This is a genomic window from Virgibacillus sp. W0181 (assembly GCF_051846915.1).
GTDB lineage: Bacteria > Bacillota > Bacilli > Bacillales > Amphibacillaceae > JBPYCR01.
The window spans coordinates 49,503-69,990 of the sequence record NZ_JBPYCR010000015.1; the positions used below are offsets into that span (position 1 = coordinate 49,503).

At 36.8% G+C, this 20,488-nt stretch carries 20 protein-coding genes and 1 riboswitch; of the genes, 14 read left to right on the plus strand and 6 right to left on the minus strand.

Translation table 11 applies throughout. The features are described from left to right. Positions 1 to 62 precede the first annotated feature (62 nt). Genes ACLIBG_RS08470 through rsmI form a run of 3 tightly spaced genes read left to right on the plus strand, consistent with a single transcriptional unit; the run spans position 63 to position 1,981 of the window. Positions 63 to 842: a tRNA1(Val) (adenine(37)-N6)-methyltransferase gene (locus ACLIBG_RS08470; RefSeq protein WP_439312331.1), complete on the plus strand. Its 780-nt coding sequence runs from the start codon at positions 63 to 65 to the stop codon at positions 840 to 842. Then, positions 835 to 1,128, plus strand: a complete 294-nt coding sequence (locus ACLIBG_RS08475) for a GIY-YIG nuclease family protein (RefSeq protein ID WP_439312332.1) — start codon at positions 835 to 837, stop codon at positions 1,126 to 1,128. Before ACLIBG_RS08470 ends, ACLIBG_RS08475 begins: the two co-directional genes overlap by 8 nt. Next, positions 1,106 to 1,981, plus strand: a complete 876-nt coding sequence (gene rsmI / locus ACLIBG_RS08480; RefSeq protein ID WP_439312333.1) for a 16S rRNA (cytidine(1402)-2'-O)-methyltransferase — start codon at positions 1,106 to 1,108, stop codon at positions 1,979 to 1,981. Before ACLIBG_RS08475 ends, rsmI begins: the two co-directional genes overlap by 23 nt. Before the next feature lie 147 nt (positions 1,982 to 2,128). On the opposite strand, the gene ACLIBG_RS08485 is transcribed toward rsmI, so the two are convergent. Together ACLIBG_RS08485 and ACLIBG_RS08490 are read right to left on the minus strand one after the other, a co-directional pair. Next, positions 2,129 to 3,103: a zinc-binding dehydrogenase gene (locus ACLIBG_RS08485; protein WP_439312334.1), complete on the minus strand. Its 975-nt coding sequence runs from the start codon at positions 3,101 to 3,103 to the stop codon at positions 2,129 to 2,131. Between the two features lie 656 nt (positions 3,104 to 3,759). Continuing rightward, positions 3,760 to 4,803 carry a serine hydrolase domain-containing protein gene (locus ACLIBG_RS08490; RefSeq protein WP_439312335.1) on the minus strand — a complete coding sequence of 348 codons (1,044 nt, stop codon included), beginning with the start codon at positions 4,801 to 4,803 and terminating at the stop codon, positions 3,760 to 3,762. A gap of 319 nt (positions 4,804 to 5,122) precedes the next feature. Further along, positions 5,123 to 5,208, plus strand: a riboswitch (cyclic di-GMP riboswitch). Between the two features lie 12 nt (positions 5,209 to 5,220). Here ACLIBG_RS08490 and sinI point away from each other — a divergent pair. From sinI to ACLIBG_RS08535, 9 genes are all read left to right on the plus strand, one after another. Beyond that, on the plus strand, positions 5,221 to 5,343 hold the full coding sequence (sinI, locus tag ACLIBG_RS08495) for a DNA-binding anti-repressor SinI (protein ID WP_439312336.1): 123 nt from the start codon (positions 5,221 to 5,223) through the stop codon (positions 5,341 to 5,343). A 562-nt stretch (positions 5,344 to 5,905) separates the two neighbouring features. Further along, positions 5,906 to 6,226 carry an ArsR/SmtB family transcription factor gene (locus tag ACLIBG_RS08500; protein ID WP_439312337.1) on the plus strand — a complete coding sequence of 107 codons (321 nt, stop codon included), beginning with the start codon at positions 5,906 to 5,908 and terminating at the stop codon, positions 6,224 to 6,226. A 132-nt stretch (positions 6,227 to 6,358) separates the two neighbouring features. Continuing rightward, the gene (locus ACLIBG_RS08505) at positions 6,359 to 6,874 is read left to right on the plus strand and encodes an SRPBCC domain-containing protein (RefSeq protein ID WP_439312338.1); all 516 of its coding nucleotides are present in this window, start codon (positions 6,359 to 6,361) and stop codon (positions 6,872 to 6,874) included. Positions 6,875 to 6,907: 33 nt separating this feature from the next. Beyond that, positions 6,908 to 7,819: a VOC family protein gene (locus ACLIBG_RS08510; RefSeq protein WP_439312339.1), complete on the plus strand. Its 912-nt coding sequence runs from the start codon at positions 6,908 to 6,910 to the stop codon at positions 7,817 to 7,819. A gap of 340 nt (positions 7,820 to 8,159) precedes the next feature. Next, positions 8,160 to 8,912 carry a MerR family transcriptional regulator gene (locus ACLIBG_RS08515; protein WP_439312340.1) on the plus strand — a complete coding sequence of 251 codons (753 nt, stop codon included), beginning with the start codon at positions 8,160 to 8,162 and terminating at the stop codon, positions 8,910 to 8,912. A gap of 200 nt (positions 8,913 to 9,112) precedes the next feature. After that, positions 9,113 to 9,637 carry a sigma-70 family RNA polymerase sigma factor gene (locus ACLIBG_RS08520; RefSeq protein WP_439312341.1) on the plus strand — a complete coding sequence of 175 codons (525 nt, stop codon included), beginning with the start codon at positions 9,113 to 9,115 and terminating at the stop codon, positions 9,635 to 9,637. Further along, positions 9,630 to 10,487, plus strand: coding sequence for an LCP family protein (locus ACLIBG_RS08525; protein ID WP_439312342.1), 858 nt, complete (start codon positions 9,630 to 9,632; stop codon positions 10,485 to 10,487). Before ACLIBG_RS08520 ends, ACLIBG_RS08525 begins: the two co-directional genes overlap by 8 nt. A gap of 136 nt (positions 10,488 to 10,623) precedes the next feature. Continuing rightward, entirely contained in the window at positions 10,624 to 11,646 is a 1,023-nt protein-coding gene (locus ACLIBG_RS08530; RefSeq protein ID WP_439312343.1) for an LCP family protein, read from the plus strand. Positions 11,647 to 11,838: 192 nt separating this feature from the next. After that, entirely contained in the window at positions 11,839 to 12,327 is a 489-nt protein-coding gene (locus ACLIBG_RS08535) for a DUF2306 domain-containing protein (RefSeq protein WP_439312344.1), read from the plus strand. A 140-nt stretch (positions 12,328 to 12,467) separates the two neighbouring features. Here the strand turns inward: ACLIBG_RS08535 and ACLIBG_RS08540 are convergent, their stop codons facing one another. After that, positions 12,468 to 12,752 carry an AbrB/MazE/SpoVT family DNA-binding domain-containing protein gene (locus tag ACLIBG_RS08540; protein WP_439312345.1) on the minus strand — a complete coding sequence of 95 codons (285 nt, stop codon included), beginning with the start codon at positions 12,750 to 12,752 and terminating at the stop codon, positions 12,468 to 12,470. Positions 12,753 to 13,394: 642 nt separating this feature from the next. On the opposite strand from ACLIBG_RS08540, the gene metG reads away from it, so the two are divergent. Then, the gene (gene metG, locus ACLIBG_RS08545; RefSeq protein WP_439312346.1) at positions 13,395 to 15,344 is read left to right on the plus strand and encodes a methionine--tRNA ligase; all 1,950 of its coding nucleotides are present in this window, start codon (positions 13,395 to 13,397) and stop codon (positions 15,342 to 15,344) included. 1,019 nt (positions 15,345 to 16,363) lie between these two features. On the opposite strand, the gene ACLIBG_RS08550 is transcribed toward metG, so the two are convergent. Genes ACLIBG_RS08550 through ACLIBG_RS08560 form a run of 3 tightly spaced genes read right to left on the minus strand, consistent with a single transcriptional unit; the run spans position 16,364 to position 18,593 of the window. Further along, entirely contained in the window at positions 16,364 to 17,614 is a 1,251-nt protein-coding gene (locus tag ACLIBG_RS08550; protein ID WP_439312347.1) for an FtsW/RodA/SpoVE family cell cycle protein, read from the minus strand. After that, on the minus strand, positions 17,611 to 18,042 hold the full coding sequence (locus tag ACLIBG_RS08555; protein WP_439312348.1) for a PadR family transcriptional regulator: 432 nt from the start codon (positions 18,040 to 18,042) through the stop codon (positions 17,611 to 17,613). The genes ACLIBG_RS08550 and ACLIBG_RS08555 overlap by 4 nt, the downstream gene beginning before the upstream one ends. Before the next feature lie 2 nt (positions 18,043 to 18,044). Continuing rightward, positions 18,045 to 18,593, minus strand: coding sequence for a sigma-70 family RNA polymerase sigma factor (locus tag ACLIBG_RS08560; RefSeq protein ID WP_439312349.1), 549 nt, complete (start codon positions 18,591 to 18,593; stop codon positions 18,045 to 18,047). Positions 18,594 to 19,531: 938 nt separating this feature from the next. Here ACLIBG_RS08560 and ACLIBG_RS08565 point away from each other — a divergent pair. After that, positions 19,532 to 20,305, plus strand: coding sequence for a TatD family hydrolase (locus ACLIBG_RS08565; protein WP_439312350.1), 774 nt, complete (start codon positions 19,532 to 19,534; stop codon positions 20,303 to 20,305). The last annotated feature ends 183 nt before the right edge of the window (positions 20,306 to 20,488 follow it).

Consider the following 20,488-nt stretch of genomic DNA (forward strand, 5'->3'; position numbering starts at 1 on the left):
ACGGAATAAAATCAATAAGGTCCCCGAGCGCTACATCGGGGAATCGGAGTTGAATGAAATAAATGAAGGGTAACGAAAACAGTGAAAAAGGATTTAAAACGCAAATAAAGTTGCTGGATGATGAACGAGTGGATTATTTAGTCGCCGATGAATCAATGAAAATTATTCAGAGTGACTCGGTTTTTTCTTTTTCGCTTGATGCCGTTTTACTTGCGCACTTTGCTAATATACCAATTAAAAAAGGGAAGATATTGGATTTATGTAGTGGGAATGGCGCTGTTCCTCTTTTTTTATCACGCAGGACAAATGCACACATAACCGGTGTCGAAATTCAAGAGCGGTTAAATGATATGGCAAAACGCAGTGTGCGGTTAAATAAATTAGCGGAACAGATTACCTTCGTACATGGCGATTTAAAGGAAATGAAGCCGGTATTGGGGCACAGCTCGTTTGATGTTATTACCTGTAACCCACCATATTTTCGTTCCCCGGCTAAAACCGAGCATAATCGGAATGAATATTTTACGATCGCCAGGCATGAAGTATTGTGTACATTGGAAGATGTAGTAAAAGCATGCAAGCTGCACGTAAAGCCAGGCGGGAAAGTTTCGATCGTTCATCGGCCGGGAAGATTGGTTGATATGATCACGTTATTTAGAAAATACAACTTAGAACCTAAGCGGTTGCGGTTCGTTTACCCAAAGGAAGGTCGTGAAGCAAACACCATGCTAATCGAAGCTGTACGGGACGGCAAAACAGACTTGAAATTGCTGCCACCGCTAATAATTTATAATGAAAATGACTCATATACAAAAGAGGCTGGGGACATAATATATGGTTAATCAAGAACATATTGTTTACATATTGAAGTGTAAAGATCATTCATTATACACGGGTTATACAAATGATCTCGAAAAAAGACTCGAAATGCACGAACATGGAAAAGGGGCGAAGTACACGCGAGGGCGTGGGCCATTCCAAGTTGTTTATGTAGAAAAATTTCCAACAAAAGAAGCCGCTATGCAAAAGGAGTATCAGATCAAACGTCTTTCCCGAAATGAAAAGCTACACCTGATTCGAAATATGTTGAAAGATGTGATTCACCGTGCAGATTCAGAAGAGCTTTGATCAACAAAATAGTACAGGGACGATCTATGTCGTGCCAACACCTATCGGGAACCTGGAGGATATTACGTACCGGGCTTTAACTGTGTTAAAAACGGTACAATGGATTGCTGCAGAGGATACTAGAAACACAAAAAATTTACTGCGGCATTTTGATATTCATACACCGCTCGTAAGTTATCATGAGCATAGTAAAGCATCTCGTGAACACGATTTACTTGATCGCTTGGCGAACGGTGAGTCCATAGCATTAGTCAGTGATGCAGGAATGCCAACTATAAGCGATCCGGGCAATGAGCTCATTCAAGCAGCGATCAGCGAGCGGATACCGGTTATTTCCTTACCCGGAGCAAATGCAGCACTGTGTGCTTTGGTAGCATCAGGCCTTTCAACAACAGAATTTCTTTTTCATGGATTTTTGCCACGGAAAAAGAAAGAAAAAATAGCTGCGTTGGAAAATTTACAAACAATGAAAGCAACGTTGCTTTTTTATGAATCGCCGTACCGTTTGACGGATACGTTGGGACAGTTACAAGCGGTATTTGGCAACAGACAAGCTGTCATTGGCCGTGAACTGACAAAAAGGTTTGAAGAATATGTACGCGGAACGATGGACGAGCTACTTTCCTGGTCCCGGGAAACGGAATTAAAAGGTGAATTTTGCATTGTTGTAGAAGGGTCTAATCAAGATCAATCAAATGAGGACAGTCTGTGGTGGAGTCACTTATCGGTACAAGATCATGTATACTATTATATGGAAAATAATAAATTAACAAGTAAGGACGCAATTAAGCAAGTTGCCACAGATCGAAAAATGGCCAAACGTAATGTATATCAACAGTTTCATATGGCTTAAAGAAATGCTGTCTTTAAGCCTTTTTTAGCAGATAAGAAAGTATATAACTTTATTACTGCATAAGTGCAACTAAGGCTTTCGCCATAAAGGGTTGGCGATAAGCCAAGTTTTCTAATAATTTATTCTTCAATCATGTCTGCATATTGTTTAATCTATCTTTAAATCGATGGCTATTTTCCCAAATTGCTTACCGTCTTCTAGATATGTCAGTGCTTCTTTAGCCTCGTTCAAAGTAAATGTTCGATCGACGACAGGATGTAATTGAGAGTCTTTCATAAACGCAAGCATCTCGTGAAGTTCTTCTTGGCTACCCATAGTGGACCCCAACAGTTGGTACTGACCGTAGAAAAATTCTCGTAAATTCAGTTCGGACACATCATCAGTCGATGAACCAAAAATAACCATTTTGCCACCCTTTTTTAGCACCTTTAGTGAACGATTGAATGTGGCCTGTCCGACACTGTCGATAACCAAATCTATAGTTTCATTTTTCAACGCCTCAACCCAATCACTTGCTGTATCTAGTACAACATCTGCACCAATTTGTTTGGCTGCCTGACGTTTTTCTGGACTGCGTGATGTCACAATGACCCGTGCACCTTGCTTTTTCGCAAAAGGAATAAGGTAGGTTGCGACTCCACTTCCTGCACCAGGAATAAATACCGTTTCTCCTTTTTTCAGTTGCCCTTTTGTAAACATTGCCCGATATCCTGTTAAAGCAGAGAGCGTCAAGACACCAGCCTCTTCCCATGTGAGGTATGCGGGCTTACGTTCAAGTTGTTCGACATTAATGACAACCTTTTCCGCAATGGTCCCGTCAAAAAGGCCATAATCATCCGGCTGTGCGGCAGCATTGTTGTACCAACCAAGGCTCGGGTTTATCATTACTTCATCACCGGTTTGGAACCGATTTACACCTTCGCCAACACTTTCAACCACTCCCGCGCCATCCGAACCAATGGCAAGCGTTTCGGCACCTGTTCCTCGTTGGTTGTGTGCAAACAAATCTCGGTGGTTTAATCCAGCAACTCGCATGCGAATAACAACCTCGCCAGCTCCGGCTTGCGGTTCGCCAACATCTTTAACTAAAAACTCTCCACGCTCATATACAAAAGCTTTCATTTAAGACATCCTTTCAGATATATTTATTTTTCCTTGATGAAATACCAAAATAACTGTTTCGTGAATGGATATATTTGGCCATAGTAAAAATAAAAAACAAGTAATAAACTCGACCAAAAGCAAGATATCCTCTATTCTGCTAAAGATAAAACTATGAAAATAACGAGTGTTATAATTGCAGTAAAGAAAGAAGCTCTTATCTTAGTCGCTTTGCATACTCTTTCCTTGTGCAGCTAGTGCCCCCTATTGGGGATAGTTATTTGTTATTACCTTTAATAAATAACCTAGGAGCAAAATAAGCTATTGTTGCTGCAAGAAAGGCTAAAATTACGGTTGAAAGAGAAGAACTTCTTTTAATAACAACACTGGTAGGTAAGCTTTCACTCTTACTCCAAGCACTTGTCATATCTGGAGTATAAAAAAGTGTCATAAAATACCCGGATAGAACTTGAAATAATACAAACAAAGTTAAAAAACTAATAGAAAATATAATATATCTTTTAATGAAATCGTCCCCTTTATAATCTCAATTTCGCCCAAATTGCCGTTGATTGAAATCGCTTTATAGATTTGCTTTGAGATTCGCTCTTTATTCAATGTTAAATCATTCAATATTACTTAACAATAAAAATTACTCTATTTTTGATTTAGTGTCTTTATGATTTCATCGAAAGAGCAAGTTGCATCACTAATCTTACGGGAAGTGCAGGATTTGCCATTTGATTGACATCTCCAACAAAAAACAAATCTTTTAAAGGGTAATAAAATGCAAATGAACCTGATGAACCGGAATGTCCAACCAATTCCCCTCTCCCCATAAAAAATGTCCCAATCCCATTTAGTGGAATTCTCATATATCCAGCACCGTAATGAATCGGAAACATGGAAGCTTGCAACTTGTTCATTACATTTTGTTCATGAAAAACAGCTTTATTAAATAACGTTCCACTAAAGAAAGCTTTGATAAATATCATTAATTCACGAGCAGTAGAAATACCACCTCCACTGGCACGAGAGCTTCTTACGTATTTTGGGCGGTAAAAGGAACTGTCTTTATAATAAACTTTAGGAACAAAATCATGGTCACTCTTAGGAAGGTAAGTATTTGTTAGCTTTAGAGGGTCGAATATTAATTGCTTATATACATCATCTAATGTTGAATTAGCAACTGTTTCAACTATTCTTCCGAGCATATCAAAGTTTATATCAGCGTAATGAGCTCTTTTTCCTCTGTCAGGTGCAAAATGCGGTTTTAAACCTTTGGTCATCGTTATCATTTCATCAAAATCATATTCCATGTCCTGATGGATTGCACGTTTTTTTGCATTATTACTACCTTCTTCAAAGATATCCGGCAATCCGCTTGTTTGACGTAATAAATGTGAAAGTGTAAGCTTTGTGGAATGATCTTGGTTCTTGTAAATATGTAGGTTACCCAATGTTTCTTCTTTAAAGTATTTTGTTACTTCATCGTCAAGTGACAGCTTACCCCGCTCTTTCAAAATAAAAATACAGGTAGAGGTAAACAGCTTTGTGATGCTTGCCATAAGGATTGGGGAATCAACATCCTTCCCCCCGTACCCCTTGCTGTATGAAAAATCTCCTTCCATGTTTTCTACAAGTAGAACGGCTTCATGTATTTGGCTTTTATTTGTAGTTCGTTCGAATACTTTATCAATTTTTTGCGTTTTAACTCCCATATAAACCACCCTCATAATATTTTACTTTTAACAATTAGAGCCTAAAAAATAACGCGTATATTTAACATACACTCTTTAATAATCTGGATATCAGTCGTTCAAATAGAGGATATATAACAGTCTATTTTGCATGTGAATTTTTTAAAGACTTGATTTCCGGAACTATACAAAATATTAAACTGAAACCATTGTTACACGCCCTTTTATAAAGTAAATTTTATAAAAGGGGATAAATAATATAATTTAATAAACTTTTCTTTATAAAGTACAATTCGGTAATGGAGTGTGGTAATATATTACTATCAAATTAATTACACTATTCAGAAAAAGGCAAACCTCTCGAAAGATTGGGACGCAAAGCCTCAGGTCTAATGTTTTTCCAACGATGATAGCTGGGCTGCCTTTCAGGAGGCGATCGTGATTAGTGCAAAAGAACTGGATAAAGAATGGGTAGATTTAATAATTCAAGCTCGGGATTTAGGGATTCCTATTCATGTTGTTAGAGAATACTTAAGCAATGAAGCAATAGAAATTAAATAGATTTTATTTCTTTATTGCTTATCAGAAGACCGAGCAAAAGTTTTCTTCTGTGAAAATCAATTTTCATTAAAAAATACTTTATAATACAAGGTTGAAAACAGCTACTTAGTTTTATTTTTTTCTACAATCATTTTTATATTAACGTTAATGGTTTTTTAAGAAATCTGCAATACATCATATAAAACTAGGATACTTGAAGTAGATGGAAAGCGCTACGATTGAGAACATCGTGGCGCTTTTTTTTGAACAAACTTCCCCTCTTTCCGTTTATGATAGCTCTGTTTAAGTCAGCCCCGGTATCATTACATCTTAAAGAAGATTGATAAAGATTATGGATTAGCTACCTAGCTTAGGTTGTTTTGAAGCGGGTTTTTAAGGATTCGGAAAATACTATATTGTTTTTTGAAAAATATAAATATAACTTGACGGGAATATTCCCGATATGGAATAATTGTGTAAACAACAACGTGTGACTAAGTCAAAGAATCGGATGTGATAATTTCATGTAACAACATACGTTAATGGATTTATGTAAAATGAAAATGGTTGGAGTTGAATCAACATGAACGCGAAAACATTTAGTGCCCTGGCGGAACCAAATCGTCTTGATATCATTGATCTTCTTCTTGAAGAGCCGCTTCCAGTGGGGGAAATTGCAAGTAAATTAAAACTAAACCAGCCCCAAACTTCAAAGCATCTTCGTGTTTTGAGTGAAGCTGGCCTTGTTGAAGTTGAGCCAATAGCAAACCGTCGAATATACAAGTTAAGACTGGAAACGTTTAAAGAGCTAGATAAATGGCTCGATTCTTATCGACGGGTGTGGGAAGCGCGGATGGATCGCCTGGACGATTATCTAAATGTATTACAGGAGAAAAAACACTGAATTAATAACCAATTAATGAATGCACATTAGTTATCTTCACCTTTGAGAATGCACCTAAGACGATGATGATGATTATACCTTTGGAAAAAATTAAGAGTAAAGAAAGGTTACACAATCGAATGGAGGAGTAAAATGTCAAATAACGAATTAAATTCTAGAGTTGAAGGCGACAAAGTGCTAGTACTGGAACGTGTTTTCGATGCACCGTGCGATCTCGTTTTCAATATGTTTAAAGAGCCTGAACATCTAAAAGTTTGGTGGGGACCTATTGGATGGGAACTCCCGGTTTGTCATATTGATTTCCGACCGGGTGGTATGTGGCATTTCTGTATGAAATGTACTGATCGGGATCAAGGGGAATATTACGGTATGGAGTCTTGGGGAAAAGTCATATACAACGATATTATTGAGCCAGAGACGATTATTTACACTGATTATTTTACGGATGCAGATGGAAATATTGACGAGACTATGCCAGCCGCTGAAATTACGTTGAAATTCATCGATCTGGGCGATCAGACAAAACTAGTTAATCGTGCTGAATATGTCTCTGCGGAAGAACTCAAAAAGGTTATGGACATGGGTATGCTACAAGGCATTTCCGAAACTTGGAACCGTCTGGAAGAGCAATTGAAGCAGCTCAAGTAGGATATTATTCATAGCTTAAAGGAGGAAATACCAATGGTGAAACAAAAAATTATGCCGCATTTATGGTTTGATCAAGAAGCAAAAGAGGCTGCACAATTTTATACAACTATTTTTCCGGATTCAAAAGTCACCAATTTCGCAACTGTTCAAGACACACCATCTGGAGATAGCGATATCGTTACGTTTAATCTTGCGGGATATTCATTCATGGCTATAAATGGAGGGCCACATTTTCAATTTAATCCTTCAATTTCTTTTTTTGTCAATTTTGATCCTTCAAGAGATGAGAACGCGCGAGAAAAATTAGATCAACTCTGGGAAAGGCTGTCGCAGGGCGGTACAGCCCTTATGCCCCTTCAAGAATATCCGTTCAGTAAACGCTACGGATGGATACAGGATAAGTATGGTCTGACATGGCAGCTGATTCTCACAAACCCAGAAGGTGAGGTACGACCATTTATCGTACCCTCAATGATGTATGTTCAAGATATGTGTGGTAAAGCAGAAGAAGCCAGTGACTTTTATCTTTCTGTTTTCAATGATTCAAGTCGAGGTGAAATCGCTCGTTATCCTGTTGGCATGAAACCGGACAAGGAAGGAACGTTGATGTTTACAGATTTCGCGCTTGAGAAGCAATGGTTTGCCGCTATGGACAGTGCCGGGCCACATGCCTTCCAGTTTAATGAAGCCATTTCTCTATTAGTTCGATGCGAAAATCAAGAAGAGATTGATTATTACTGGAAAAAGCTATCCTCCGACCCAAATGCTGAACAGTGTGGCTGGTTGAAAGACCCTTACGGTGTCTCTTGGCAAATCTGGCCAACCGCTATGGGAGAAATGATGGCAAATGGGACGAAAGAACAAATGGACCGATTAACAAAGGCATTTCTCCAAATGAAAAAATTTGACATCGAAAAATTAAAAGAAGCATATCAAGGTAAATAATAATTATGTTGCTCCGTATAAATTAATAAATGACATTAAAGCTGGTAATCACCAGCTTTTTTGCACGTTAGCGGTCAACAACGTAAGATTTTTTCAGCAATCTGACTCGATAAACCAAGAACGCCCACATTTTCTATTCTAGCGAAAAGCCCAAGAAGTGAACATATTTTTAGCACTCTTTCGCCACTCCAAAACTACTCTCCATCCTGCATAATATAGAACTAATCTTATTTAGGACAAGCGCTTGATTACTATTCATACAATTTTTCTTAAAATTTTTTTACAATTGACTCTAACGTAACGTTATACTTTATAGTAATAAATGAGGGAGGTCAGCATGATGAAATTGAAAATAAAGGAAGTTGCCGATTTAGTCGGCATTAGTGTGCGCACACTACATCATTACGATGAAATTGGTTTACTGAAACCGGAAGAAATAACTGAATCTGGTTATCGACTATATTCTGATAAAAATCTTGAAACATTACAACAAGTAATGTTTTTCAAGGAACTTGACTTCCCGCTTAAAGAAATAAAGGAAATTATCAATAATCCGACATTTGATCGCCACGAGGCACTCCAGATACATCGAAAAATGCTACTTAAGAAACGCAGGCGTATCGACAAAATGATCCGAACAATTGATAAAACAACACAAAATATAAAAGGAGATATTCCAATGTCTAATAAAGAGAAATTCGAAGGCTTTGACTTCAGTCACAACCCATATGAAAAAGAAGCTCGTGAGCGTTGGGGCGATGACACAATCGATAAATCTAATGCTAAACTTGTTAATATGTCTAAGACTGAACAAACACTAATGAGTGATAAGGTGAAGGAGATCTTTCAAAAATTAGCAGACCTTAGAGAAACTTCACCAAGTGCTAATAAGGTTCAAAACGTTATTAAAGAATGGTATGACTTTTTGAATAGCAACACAGGTCATCATTACTCCTTGGACGCATTCAAAGGTTTGGGCGAAATGTATGTAGATGACGAGCGTTTCACGAAGAACATTGACCAATTTGGTAATGGCTTGGCAAGGTTCATGCGTGATGCCATGGGCGTCTATGCAGAAAAAAATAAAAAATAATATTAAAATAAAGGCGATGGAGCCATGCTATAAACCTATTGAGCTTGCATCTCGAAATAGAGAGTGCTTTTTGAGCACTCTCAAATAGTATATTAATTTATGGTCCCCCCTATAACTGAACCCGTTATAATAATTGTGAAACTTTTTTTGTTTAGCTTTCGTCTAAAGGTCAAATAACAAATCTGAAATGAGGAAAAGTCATGGAAGAGGGGAAGAAAGAAGATATTCTGGAAAAAATTATGATTGAACATGGAAGTGACTTGGTTAGATTGGCGTTTAGTTACGTGAAGGATAAAGAAACGGCAAAGGATATGGTTCAGAACACTTTCATCAAATGCTATGAGAACTTAGGTGATTTTCGTTTTGAATCATCAATAAAAACATGGTTATACAGAATAACTATTAATCAGTGCAAAGATTATTTAAGAAGTTGGCACTATCGCAAGGTTCAAGCTAAAAGTTTTTTGGAAAGTACAATTACTTCCTTTTTGCCCTCAGTAGAAGATAAGGTAATTACAAATACAGAACAAGAAGAGATGAAAGGATTTATATTTTCTTTACCTGATAATTATCGTGAAGTTATCTTTTTGTATTACTATAAATCTTTATCCATAGATGAAATAGCCGGAGTTACAGACTTAAATACCAATACAGTTAAAACAAGACTAAGAAGAGCAAAACAGCGGTTAAAAGTTTTAATTGAGGAGGCAAATGTTTATGGATAATAATTTTAATAGAGAAGATTTGCATTTCACTGAAGAAGATAGGAAAGAAACCTTACATAAAATTAAGGAAAGAAATCATAAAAAAAGAGAAAATAGAACAACTCTATTCAACTTTGGCAAACGTTATATTCCTTCTGCATTAGGTTCTGTGATCGCAGTAATTATAGTAGCCGTTGTTCTTTTACCAAATATAAACTTCGGTAACGAAATGGTATGGGAAGACACGGATAAACAACAAGTAGCCCAACAAGAGAAATCATCTTTTTCCATTTTAGTAACGGGTATAGATTCAGTTGATGAATATAACCGTAGCAATATTAACATCGTACTTACTTATAATAGCAGTGACAACAGTATGAATATTGTGTCCATTCCCCGTGATACGTATGTAGAAATTTTTGATTCTGAAGGGGAAATGATAGGGCGAGATAAGTTAATGCATGCTTCTGCTGTTAATCCCAAACCGCAAACTGCTAAAACAACAGTGGCCAACCTTTTTGATATTCCTATTGAATACTACGCAATTATTTCTGAAGAAAATATATATGAAAAGTTAGAAGTTACGAAAGAAGATGCAAGGTACAATAGATTGACTAATAAAATTGTCGACTTAATTGAAGCAGAATTGTCTGCAACAGAAATTAAAGACCTTTTAGAAGAAAGTAAAACCAACCTGTCAAAAAATATGTCTAATCAAATAGGAAAGGTTAATCCTGATTCTATTCAAGTAATCGATTTAGGCAAAGAGGCAGAAGAGAAATTTATTAATGGTGTATATTATGTAGATATTAATGAGGAATTGTTGGGAAATACTTCGACGACTTTAAGGACGCACTTAAGTAAACATTAATTGAAGCTGTCAGGACGAATAGAGAATGGTTTAAAGATTATTTTTTTATATTAAGGCAAACGATGCAAACCTTTTTACGCAGAGTATTCGGTTAACGGAACAAAGTAAAGGTTGCTATCGAAATGAGGTTTAGATGATGAGTGAGTTAAGATCTCCAAAGAGAAGAACACAAAAAACAAAAAAATGGGTGAAATGGGCGCTTGGAATTCTTGTTTTTCTGTTTATCGCTGTGATGGCAGGAGGCGCCTACGTCTTTTATCAAGCATATGAAGCGGCTCAAGAATCTTATTCCGATTTGGAACGTGAGGATGGGAAATCTGATTTGAGAGAAGAAGCGGTCACCACGGGAGAGGATCCAATAACAATTTTATTAATCGGTGTTGAGGGGTATTCGTCCGGCGGTGAAAATGAACGTGCGGATACACAGATTGTTATCACGCTCAACCCGAATACGAACCAATTAACGATGACCAGTATACCGCGTGATACAAGAGTATATATGGAAAAAGTTCCAGAATCAATAAGAGCCGGTTATCACAAAATAAACGCAGCGTACACATACGGTTCAATGCTGGAAGATTACACGGGAAATAAGTTAACAGTGGAAACGGTTGAGAATCTGTTGAATATCCCGGTTGATGAATATGTAACGGTGAATTTCAACGGGTTTCGCGATATTGTGAATGTGCTTGGCGGTGTGACAGTAGACGTGAAGAAGCCGTTCTGGGAAAAGGACTTTTTCAATAATGATAAACGTATTTATTTTGAAGAAGGAGAACAGCATTTAAGCGGAGAAGAATCCTTGGCATTTGTAAGAATGCGGAAGCGGAAGGTCAACAATGTGTATGCCCGTGATGAAAGGCAACGGCAATTCATTAGGGCTGCTATTCGAGAGATGGCTTCAGCGGGAACTATTTTTAAAGCGAATAAGATTTCAGACATACTTGGGGAAAACGTAGAAACAAGCTTGACAGCCTCGGAAGTGTATTCATTACAGAAAGTATATTCCTCGATTGAATCCGACTCGATCCGAACGTTAAAGGTAGATGGAGCGAATCAATATATCGATGGTATATCTTATTTCATTCCTGCAGAAGGTGCGCTTGATGAAGTCTCAAGTAAGTTACAGAAGGCTCTTGATATGCCAGTGAAACATTAGAATCGGTAGCCATCGAATGAAAAATTAAGGAATAAGTAATAAAAAGATGCGCAAGAGTTGGGAAATTCAACGCTTGTCGCCATTGGATAAACCGATAGCGGGATTAGTTTTGTGTGAAAGCAAGCTTACACCTGAACTAAGTGGTATAATTGTTACAAATAAGCGACAATTTGTCAGAAACGAAAGGGGTGAGTGTATATTTTTACGACGCTACTTATCATTCATATTGTTGTAGGGAGTATTTGTTTATTGGCAGGGGCAATGGCTGCTACAGTAAAGAAAAAGAAAGGCTATCATACACTCAATGGAGAAATATATCATGCTGGGTATGTTGTAATTTTTATAACCTCTATTTTAATGGCGATCTTGAACTGGTCAGAAAGCGCATATCTTTTCTATATTGCCATTTTTTCTTATAGTTTAGCTTTATTTGGCTACCTAGCTAGAAAGTTGCTTTGGCAAAATTGGTTGGCAATGCATATAGGGGGGATGTTAGGCTCTTATATTGGGATTATTACAGCTGTTTTGGTTGTGAATGGTTCACAGATCCCATTAGTAAACGAAATTCCTGTTTTATGGTTATGGTTTATACCTACAATTATTGGAACGCCCATCATTTTTATCGTAGGTAGGCGGTATAGCAGCCCTGATCAAACAAAAGTAAAAGAAGTCGTAAAATGAAAGAACGCGTTACAAGATACCATCTATTTCAATTGCTTAAATCGGAATATGTTACCCATACAAGTACCATTTCCCACTTTTCATAAAAAACAGGAGCCACAAAAATTGCGGCCCCTGTTTGCTGAAAAAGGTTTAACTGCTTACTTTTCTATATCGAAATTGGATTTAATTTCCTTAATTAAAGCTTCTGCACCTTCACGACTTAATATGACCTTTCCGTTCGCTAAGGAAAGGTTGTCGTTCGAACTTTCCCCGGTAATTTGACAAGTCATACTTGCTGTGTATTTTTTGAAAATCACCTTGTCATCTTCTACATAGATTTCCATTGCATCTTTCTCTTCAATACCAAGTGATCTTCTTAATTCAATAGGAATGACTACTCTGCCAAGCTCATCCACTCTTCTTACAATACCAGTAGACTTCATTATCGTATTCTCCTTCAAGTTAAATTCGAAAAACTGTTTATTTCAATTGTTGAAATTATCAGTCTTTAAAATTCGTAGTATAAATTGTTTAGAAACCTTAGCTATTCGCTAAGCCTTGATGTTAAAAGCCGTAAACCCGCTTACGGCATACATGATGTGCTGGTACTGGCGTCGCCATAGAATAGGGGAATTTTAGCCAGGGTAGAATAATAACTCTTTGTACATTTCCCAATTTGCCAAAAATACCCTTGTAAAATTTCGACAATTTAATATAAATTAGTGTAACAAGCTATTAGCGTAGTGTCAATAGTAAAATAACGTATTAAAGCACTAAAATAATGACATAAATAACAAAAAGAGCGCATTAATTGACCATCAATGAAATTATGTTCGTTAATCAAATAATTAAAATGACAATTGTTTTATAAATGAGTAGAAAATCAGGAATAATGTTAATGATCGCAAGGTTGCAGTATGATGTTGGAAATGTCACAAAAAAATCGCTACAATAGTATTAGTTTGAATAAAGATTTCTAATAGAATAAGATATAAAAATTTTAAAGTGTGTAAAAGCAACGAAGGGTTCCGCATAAAACTTGGCATAAGCCAACATTTCCAAATACAGAAAGAGGAGATTTACCGATGCCACAAGAAGAAAAAACATTTTACATAACGACGCCGATTTATTATCCAAGTGGGAATTTGCATATTGGTCATGCGTATTCAACTGTTGCAGGGGATGCGACTGCCCGTTACAAACGGATGCGCGGATATGATGTCATGTATTTGACCGGGACGGACGAGCATGGTCAGAAAATCCAGAAAGCTGCTGAAAAGGAAGGAATGACCCCACAAGCATACGTTGATAAAATTGTTGGCGGCATTGAGGAGCTATGGAAAAAGCTTAAAATTACAAATGATGATTTTATCCGTACGACAGAGGACCGTCATAAGGAAATCGTTCAAAAAATATTTGACCAACTTTTGGAACAAGGTGATATTTACCTTGATGAATATGAGGGTTGGTATTGTACATCATGTGAAGCTTTTTTTACAGAGCGCCAATTGGACGAGGGTCATTGTCCCGACTGTGGTAAAATTGTCGAGCAAGTAAAGGAAGAATCCTATTTTTTCAAAATGAGCAAGTATGCTGATCGGCTTGTGCAATATTATGAAGATAACACTGGGTTCATCCAGCCGGAAAGTCGTAAAAATGAAATGCTCAACAACTTTATTAAGCCGGGACTGGAAGATTTAGCTGTCTCCAGAACAACGTTTGATTGGGGGATAAAGGTACCCGGGAATCCGAAGCACGTTATTTATGTATGGATTGATGCATTGACAAATTATATAACTGCTTTAGGCTACGGAACTGACGATGAATCCAAATATAAAAAATATTGGCCGGCGGATGTTCACTTAATGAGTAAGGAGATTGTCCGTTTTCATACGATTTATTGGCCAATCATGCTAATGGCACTTGATTTGCCGTTACCGAAAAAAGTATTTGCTCATGGCTGGATTTTAATGAAAGACGGAAAAATGTCCAAATCGAAAGGAAATGTCGTTGATCCGGTCAAATTGACAGATCGTTACGGCCTTGACGCACTACGTTATTATTTATTGCGTGAAGTTCCGTTTGGTTCTGATGGCGTGTTTACTCCGGAAGGTTTTGTCGAACGGACGAACTATGATCTCGCAAATGATTTGGGGAATTTGTTGAATCGTACTGTCGCGATGATTAAGAAGTATTTTGATGGTAATATACCAGCATACAAGGCTTCAGAAACGAAAGAAGACGAAGCGCTTGAGGCATTTGCTAAAGAAACGATTAAAAAAGTGGAAGAAGCAATGGAGAACATGGAGTTTTCCGTCGCTTTAGCTTCTTTATGGCAATATATAAGCCGCTCAAACAAATACATCGATGAAACACAGCCTTGGATTTTAGCAAAAGATGAGCACAAGAAAGAACGACTAGGTAATGTAATGGCTCACCTTGCAGAATCGTTGCGTATATCGGCGGTTATGCTACAGCCATTTTTAACAGAGGCACCTGCACAAATATTTAAACAGTTAGGTATAACTGAAAAAGCATTACAAACGTGGGATAGTGTTTATGAACAGGGTCAAATCAAAGCAGGAACTGCAACTCAAAAAGGCAACCCAATCTTTCCGCGTCTTGATGTAGAGCAAGAGGTTCAGGCGATCAAGGAAATGATGCAAGGGCCGAAGCAGGAAGAAAGGCCAGAAGTAAAAGAAACAAAAGAAGAAATTGTTTATGATGATTTTATGAAACTTGACTTGCGTGTGGCGGAAGTTATCCATGCAGAGAAAATGAAAAAAGCTGATAAATTGATCAAAATACAGGTCGACCTCGGTTCAGAGAAAAGACAAATTATTTCCGGTATTGCAGAATTTTATAGACCGGAAGAACTCATAGGTAAAAAAGTCATCTGTGTTACGAATTTAAAACCAGTGAAGTTGCGCGGTGAATTGTCGGAAGGAATGATTCTATCCGGAGAAGGCGACAACGGTAAATTAGCGCTAGCCACAGTTGAAAAATCCTTGCCGAATGGATCCACCGTCGAATAAAATAGAAAAGAAGAAGGGTCTGTGTCGATAAAAGTCGAACAGACCTTTTCTTTTACATAAAGGGCTTTACAATATATGTTTGGTAACCCAAGCTTCGGTTCGAAGGGTATGAAATCCCCGTGTAGCAACTTTTTCAATTTTTAATAAGAAAAACTCACCTCTGCTTTATTTCAAAATAACAGTAGAAGAAAAAGTGGTAAGTGTCAATTTTTCGTTAGGTCACTACAACTGAAAATTTTAAAGTGAAGTCCTATAACGGCAGGGTATATTGTGTGTTAAACACTCTATTTTGATCAAAGAATAATTTTTTGCCGAAACTTTGGGGTAAGGAAATAGCGTATTAGGAGGTAAAAGGATGTGTGCGGAATATCTTGCAGTCTTACCAATGCGAAAATCTTTAGATAAGCAGATTATTATTCATAATCCAGAAAGTGTACAGGTTGGTTTTATTCAGAGAAAGTCTAAAACTTTCTGGGATAAGCTTATTAATTAAGAGTAGATATAGCTCATGCATTTCTTTGTGAGGGTAATGAAGTGTTATTGGTTGATAACCAAGGTGGTAGTTGGTCTCTTCCTGGAAAGTTGAACAAGGCAGACATTAGAACAGGCAGTAATTCACGAAGGAAAAGAGGAGGCATGTGAAAAAATGTCGCAGTACACGAGACCATTTTTAAGGGAAAGGATCATCACACTCCCTATACAACATTCAAGGTGGAAATAATTAATGGAAACCTTTAAATTCAAGGGATCACACCGACAAAACGTGGATGTTATATTCTAAATGGCGCAGGTAACGGGCCGAGTTTCAAGTCTAAGTTAAAATGAATAATCATCTAAGAAGTTAACGTGCTTCCATCCCTAAGGAGAGAAATTTGAGCTACGGTGATAGTTGTGTATTTGAAGAAAGATGGATAGGTTTAAATGGATCAGCCTGAATCAATGGCTGTTTTAAATCTAAGATACAGGCTGATTTCAATATATGTTTTAACTAGGGTGCTTGATAACGATTATATATTAAATTAATTTACCATTGTAGGTTCTACAATATCCTTTCTTCGATAAACGTTCAGAATAAGGCCTAATAGTGCAGAGTAAACTAACAACATGCTTCCTCCATAACTAATAAACGGCAGGGGTACTACCATGATTGGGACTATTCCAAAACCCATTAAAATGTTCCAACTAGCGGGAACAATAAATAATGCAGCCCCCCCGATTGCTAATAACCTACCGAATAAATCCTTTGTTTTAAAAGCATTTAATGAAATCCGCAAAATAAATACAAACAGTAGTAGACAAAGGATAATTCCGAATACCCAGCCAAGAGAATGGACGAGAAATGGGAATACAAAATCTGTATGTGCTTCAGGAAGCTTTAGCTCATTGTAAAGTCCCTTGCCGAACCAACCAGCCTCTAAAAGGATATCTTTCAATGTTATGAGTGTATCAGAGAGGTAGCTATTAGGGAATTTAAGGATCATCGTACTAATGAAAATGATACCTATAAGCAAATTACCCATGGCTACTTTAATGGCAAATTGTTTATTAACATAAGAAAAAACATACATCGCTAATACGCAAAAAAAGTATATAATACTAAACATAAATTGTGGGAGCATGATGTAGAGAAGGCCTGGAGTCCAAAATAGGAATAATAGCATTCCTTGTTTTTTCCACCCCTTAAACGCATTGACTTTGACAAAAATTCCTGCCCACGCTATGAAAAATAAAAATAAGGATATAGCTGGACCATCAATCGTAATACCTCCGAAAGAAATCCATCTTTTTACTCCGTTAAGCTCAATGCCAGCTAAAAAAGTTGTGAAAAATAGGATTAAGCCACCTCCATAAAAATACATCCACAAATTTTTCAGTTTCCTATAATCAAAGAAAATAAATCCTATCAAAGCAAGAATAGCAAGGGCGAGCCAGACTACTTGTTTTTTCATAAAAGAAAAACTAGGTACTGAAACACCGCTAATCAGTGGAAGAAAACTAATGCCTGCAAGAATGACAAATAAAGCAATAAGGAGCCAATCCATTCGCGGTTTATGAAGATGATTCATGTTTTTACCAACGGTAGAGGGATCTCCCATTTCCTGCATTGCCTCTTTATCTGCATCTTTTATAGATAATCCTCTCTTTTGAAAGGATTGGCTTAACTCTTCCATATGATTACTAAGCTCTTTTTTAATCATACCGTGAGCTTCCTTGGATTTCACTTTTGAGGTTACTCTACTTAAATATTCCTCAAATTTAGAAGAACTCATACAGAAGCCTCCTCAATTAAATGTTTTAATGATGCGCGTTGTATAGACCCTTTATGTTCGCAATCAGCTACAAATTTTTTTCCTTTCGTAGTTAAGGAATAGTATTTTCTGTCTTCAATCCACTTTGAAGTAATGATTTTCTTATTTTCAAGTAGATGTAAAAGAATATAAAGCTGGCCTTCATTGCTTTTGAAGCTAAGCTCATTTTTTCGAAAAAGTTGGGTGGAAATATCGTACCCATGCTTTACTTCATCTTGCAGTGAATCTAATATATTTTTAAGGGTTTCTACTGTCCAATAATGAAGTTCTAGGTGAGATTGTTTCCTTCGGATCGTTTCTTTCACTGCATTTTTCCTGACCTCGGAAAAAGAAAAACCTTCAAAATCTTTTTTTATAGAATTCTTTAAGTTATAGAATGGATCACCCATAGTTAAACCTCCTTTTTCATCTTGTTCTTTAATAATTCTCTAGCATGTTTTAATCTAGTTTTTAATGTATTACTATTTACACCCGTAATCTTGCTAATATTTGCTAAAGAAAGTTCCTCGTAGTAATGTAAAAAAACAACTTCTCTGTATTTTACTGGTAAATCTATTACAGCACTCGTTAAACTGTTTGCTACATTTTTTGAGATAATTTCCTCCTCAATATGCTTTGACTTGGATGGGATATAATCCCAAATTTTATCGCTAAACTTTATTTTGCGATAATGCCAACTACGCAAGTAATCCTTACAATGATTAATGGCAATTCGATACAGCCACGTTTTTATTGATGACTTATTATTAAACTGTCCTAGCTTTTCATAGCACTTAATAAAAATCTCCTGCGTTAAATCCTCAGCTGTCGTTAGATTCTTTACATATGAAAAAACAAGATGCAGTACATCATCGCTGTAGTTATCCATTAATTGGCCGATAATTTGTTCGGTATTTTCTATGCTATTAACACTTATTGCTATTTCTTCAAGTTCAGCCATCTAAGTTTCACCCCTTTCTTCACTTTAGACGAAGCAAGCATCATTTTGGTTTTAAAACAGTTTAAAGGAAATCAAGTAAAGGAAATATTTATGTTTATATTGGAATTGAAATTTTAAAGAAATGAACTTAAATTAAAGTTATTTTCATTATTACAAAAATAATAGAGATTATGTTTTTAAAAGAGATATATTAAATCGCACTTTTGAAAAATGTACTTCCGGAACAATGGTTAAGTGCTTATTTGTCATATTGACAAAATAGAGGAATTTCTCATCGCGGGCAAAAAATCAATGTGTACAAACATTGATTTCGTGGTATAATTAACATAGAAAGATGATAAGTGCATACAATAATAAAGACCGCCCATGCTGGTTCATGGAGCGGTCGCAATAGACTGAACCCCGTCAAGAGGGGTAGGAGCTTAGGAAAGTAATCCCTCAATTACCCGCTATAGTGCATGAGGGATTATTTTTTATGGTTATTATCAGAAACGATAAACGCTACTAACATCCCAAAGGATATCATGAGCGTTAGCGTACTAACAATGTCTATAGGTAAGCACCTCCCTCCCCGGGAAGCCTCCCAACGAAGACTACCAGCAGATCGACAGTGCTACCAAACCCCTTATGCGAAGCCAGTCTATTATAATTATTATATCATATTTTGATTATATAAAGATTAGCTTTTTTACTCATTATTACAACTTAACAAAATAGCAAGAGTATTTAAAAGGTAAGGCAAAAAAACAAATCCACACTATTTTCCGATTACCTAAGTTATGTTACTATTTCTTTTAATCGGTTAAACATAAGTAATAAAGTCCCTGAATTACATTTTTAAAAATAGATGCATTCATAGAGTATTCGGTTAAAGATACGCGCACACTATTGTAAAAAGATCGATTGAATTATTACAGAAAAGCAAGGAGTGTTGTACCATGTTATTTGATACACATGTTCATCTAAATGCAAGACAATTTAAGGAAGACCGTGATGAAACTATCCAGCGTGCCTTTGACGCTGGGGTAAAATATATGGTTGTTGTCGGTTTTGATGCGGAGACCATTCCGCTTGCCATCGACATTGCAGAGCAGTACGAAACGATTTATGCAGCAGTTGGCTGGCATCCAGTCGACGCCATTGACTTTACAGATGACTATTTAACATGGTTAAAAGAATTAGCTTCCCATCCAAAAGTCGTCGCACTAGGTGAAATGGGACTGGATTATCACTGGGACACATCACCGAAAGATACACAGAAAGAGGTCTTTAGAAAGCAAATTAAGCTCGCCAAGCAACTGGACATGCCTGTTATTATTCACAACCGTAAAGCAACAGAAGATATTATTGCTATTTTACAGGAAGAAGATGCTGCACAAGTCGGGGGCATTATGCACTGTTACAATGACTCCGTAGAATATGTACAGGCATGTCTGGATATGAACTTTTATATTTCCCTTGGTGGTCCGGTAACGTTTAAAAATGCGAAAGAACCAAAAGAGGTTGCGAAAATCGTTCCACTTGACCGGTTGTTAATTGAAACCGATGCGCCTTATTTGGCACCTCATCCAAACCGGGGAAAACGAAATGAACCTGCCTATGTGAAACTTGTAGCTGAACAAATTGCTCAATTACGCGAAATGGATCTGAACGAAATAAGTAGGATAACAACAACAAATGCTTTAACCTTGTTTAATATAAAGAAGGAGTAAGTATTTACAAAAAAACTGAATAAAATCCGTTTAGGCGGACTACACTTTTAAGACTGGACTTCTATGTTCGGTCTTTTTATTTTTTAAAAAAGAGAATTATAACTTCATAGAATTCGTTCGGAAAGCACCTTTGTAGGGGGTTGGCCAATAATGTAACCTAACTGTAATCAAATCGTAATCGTA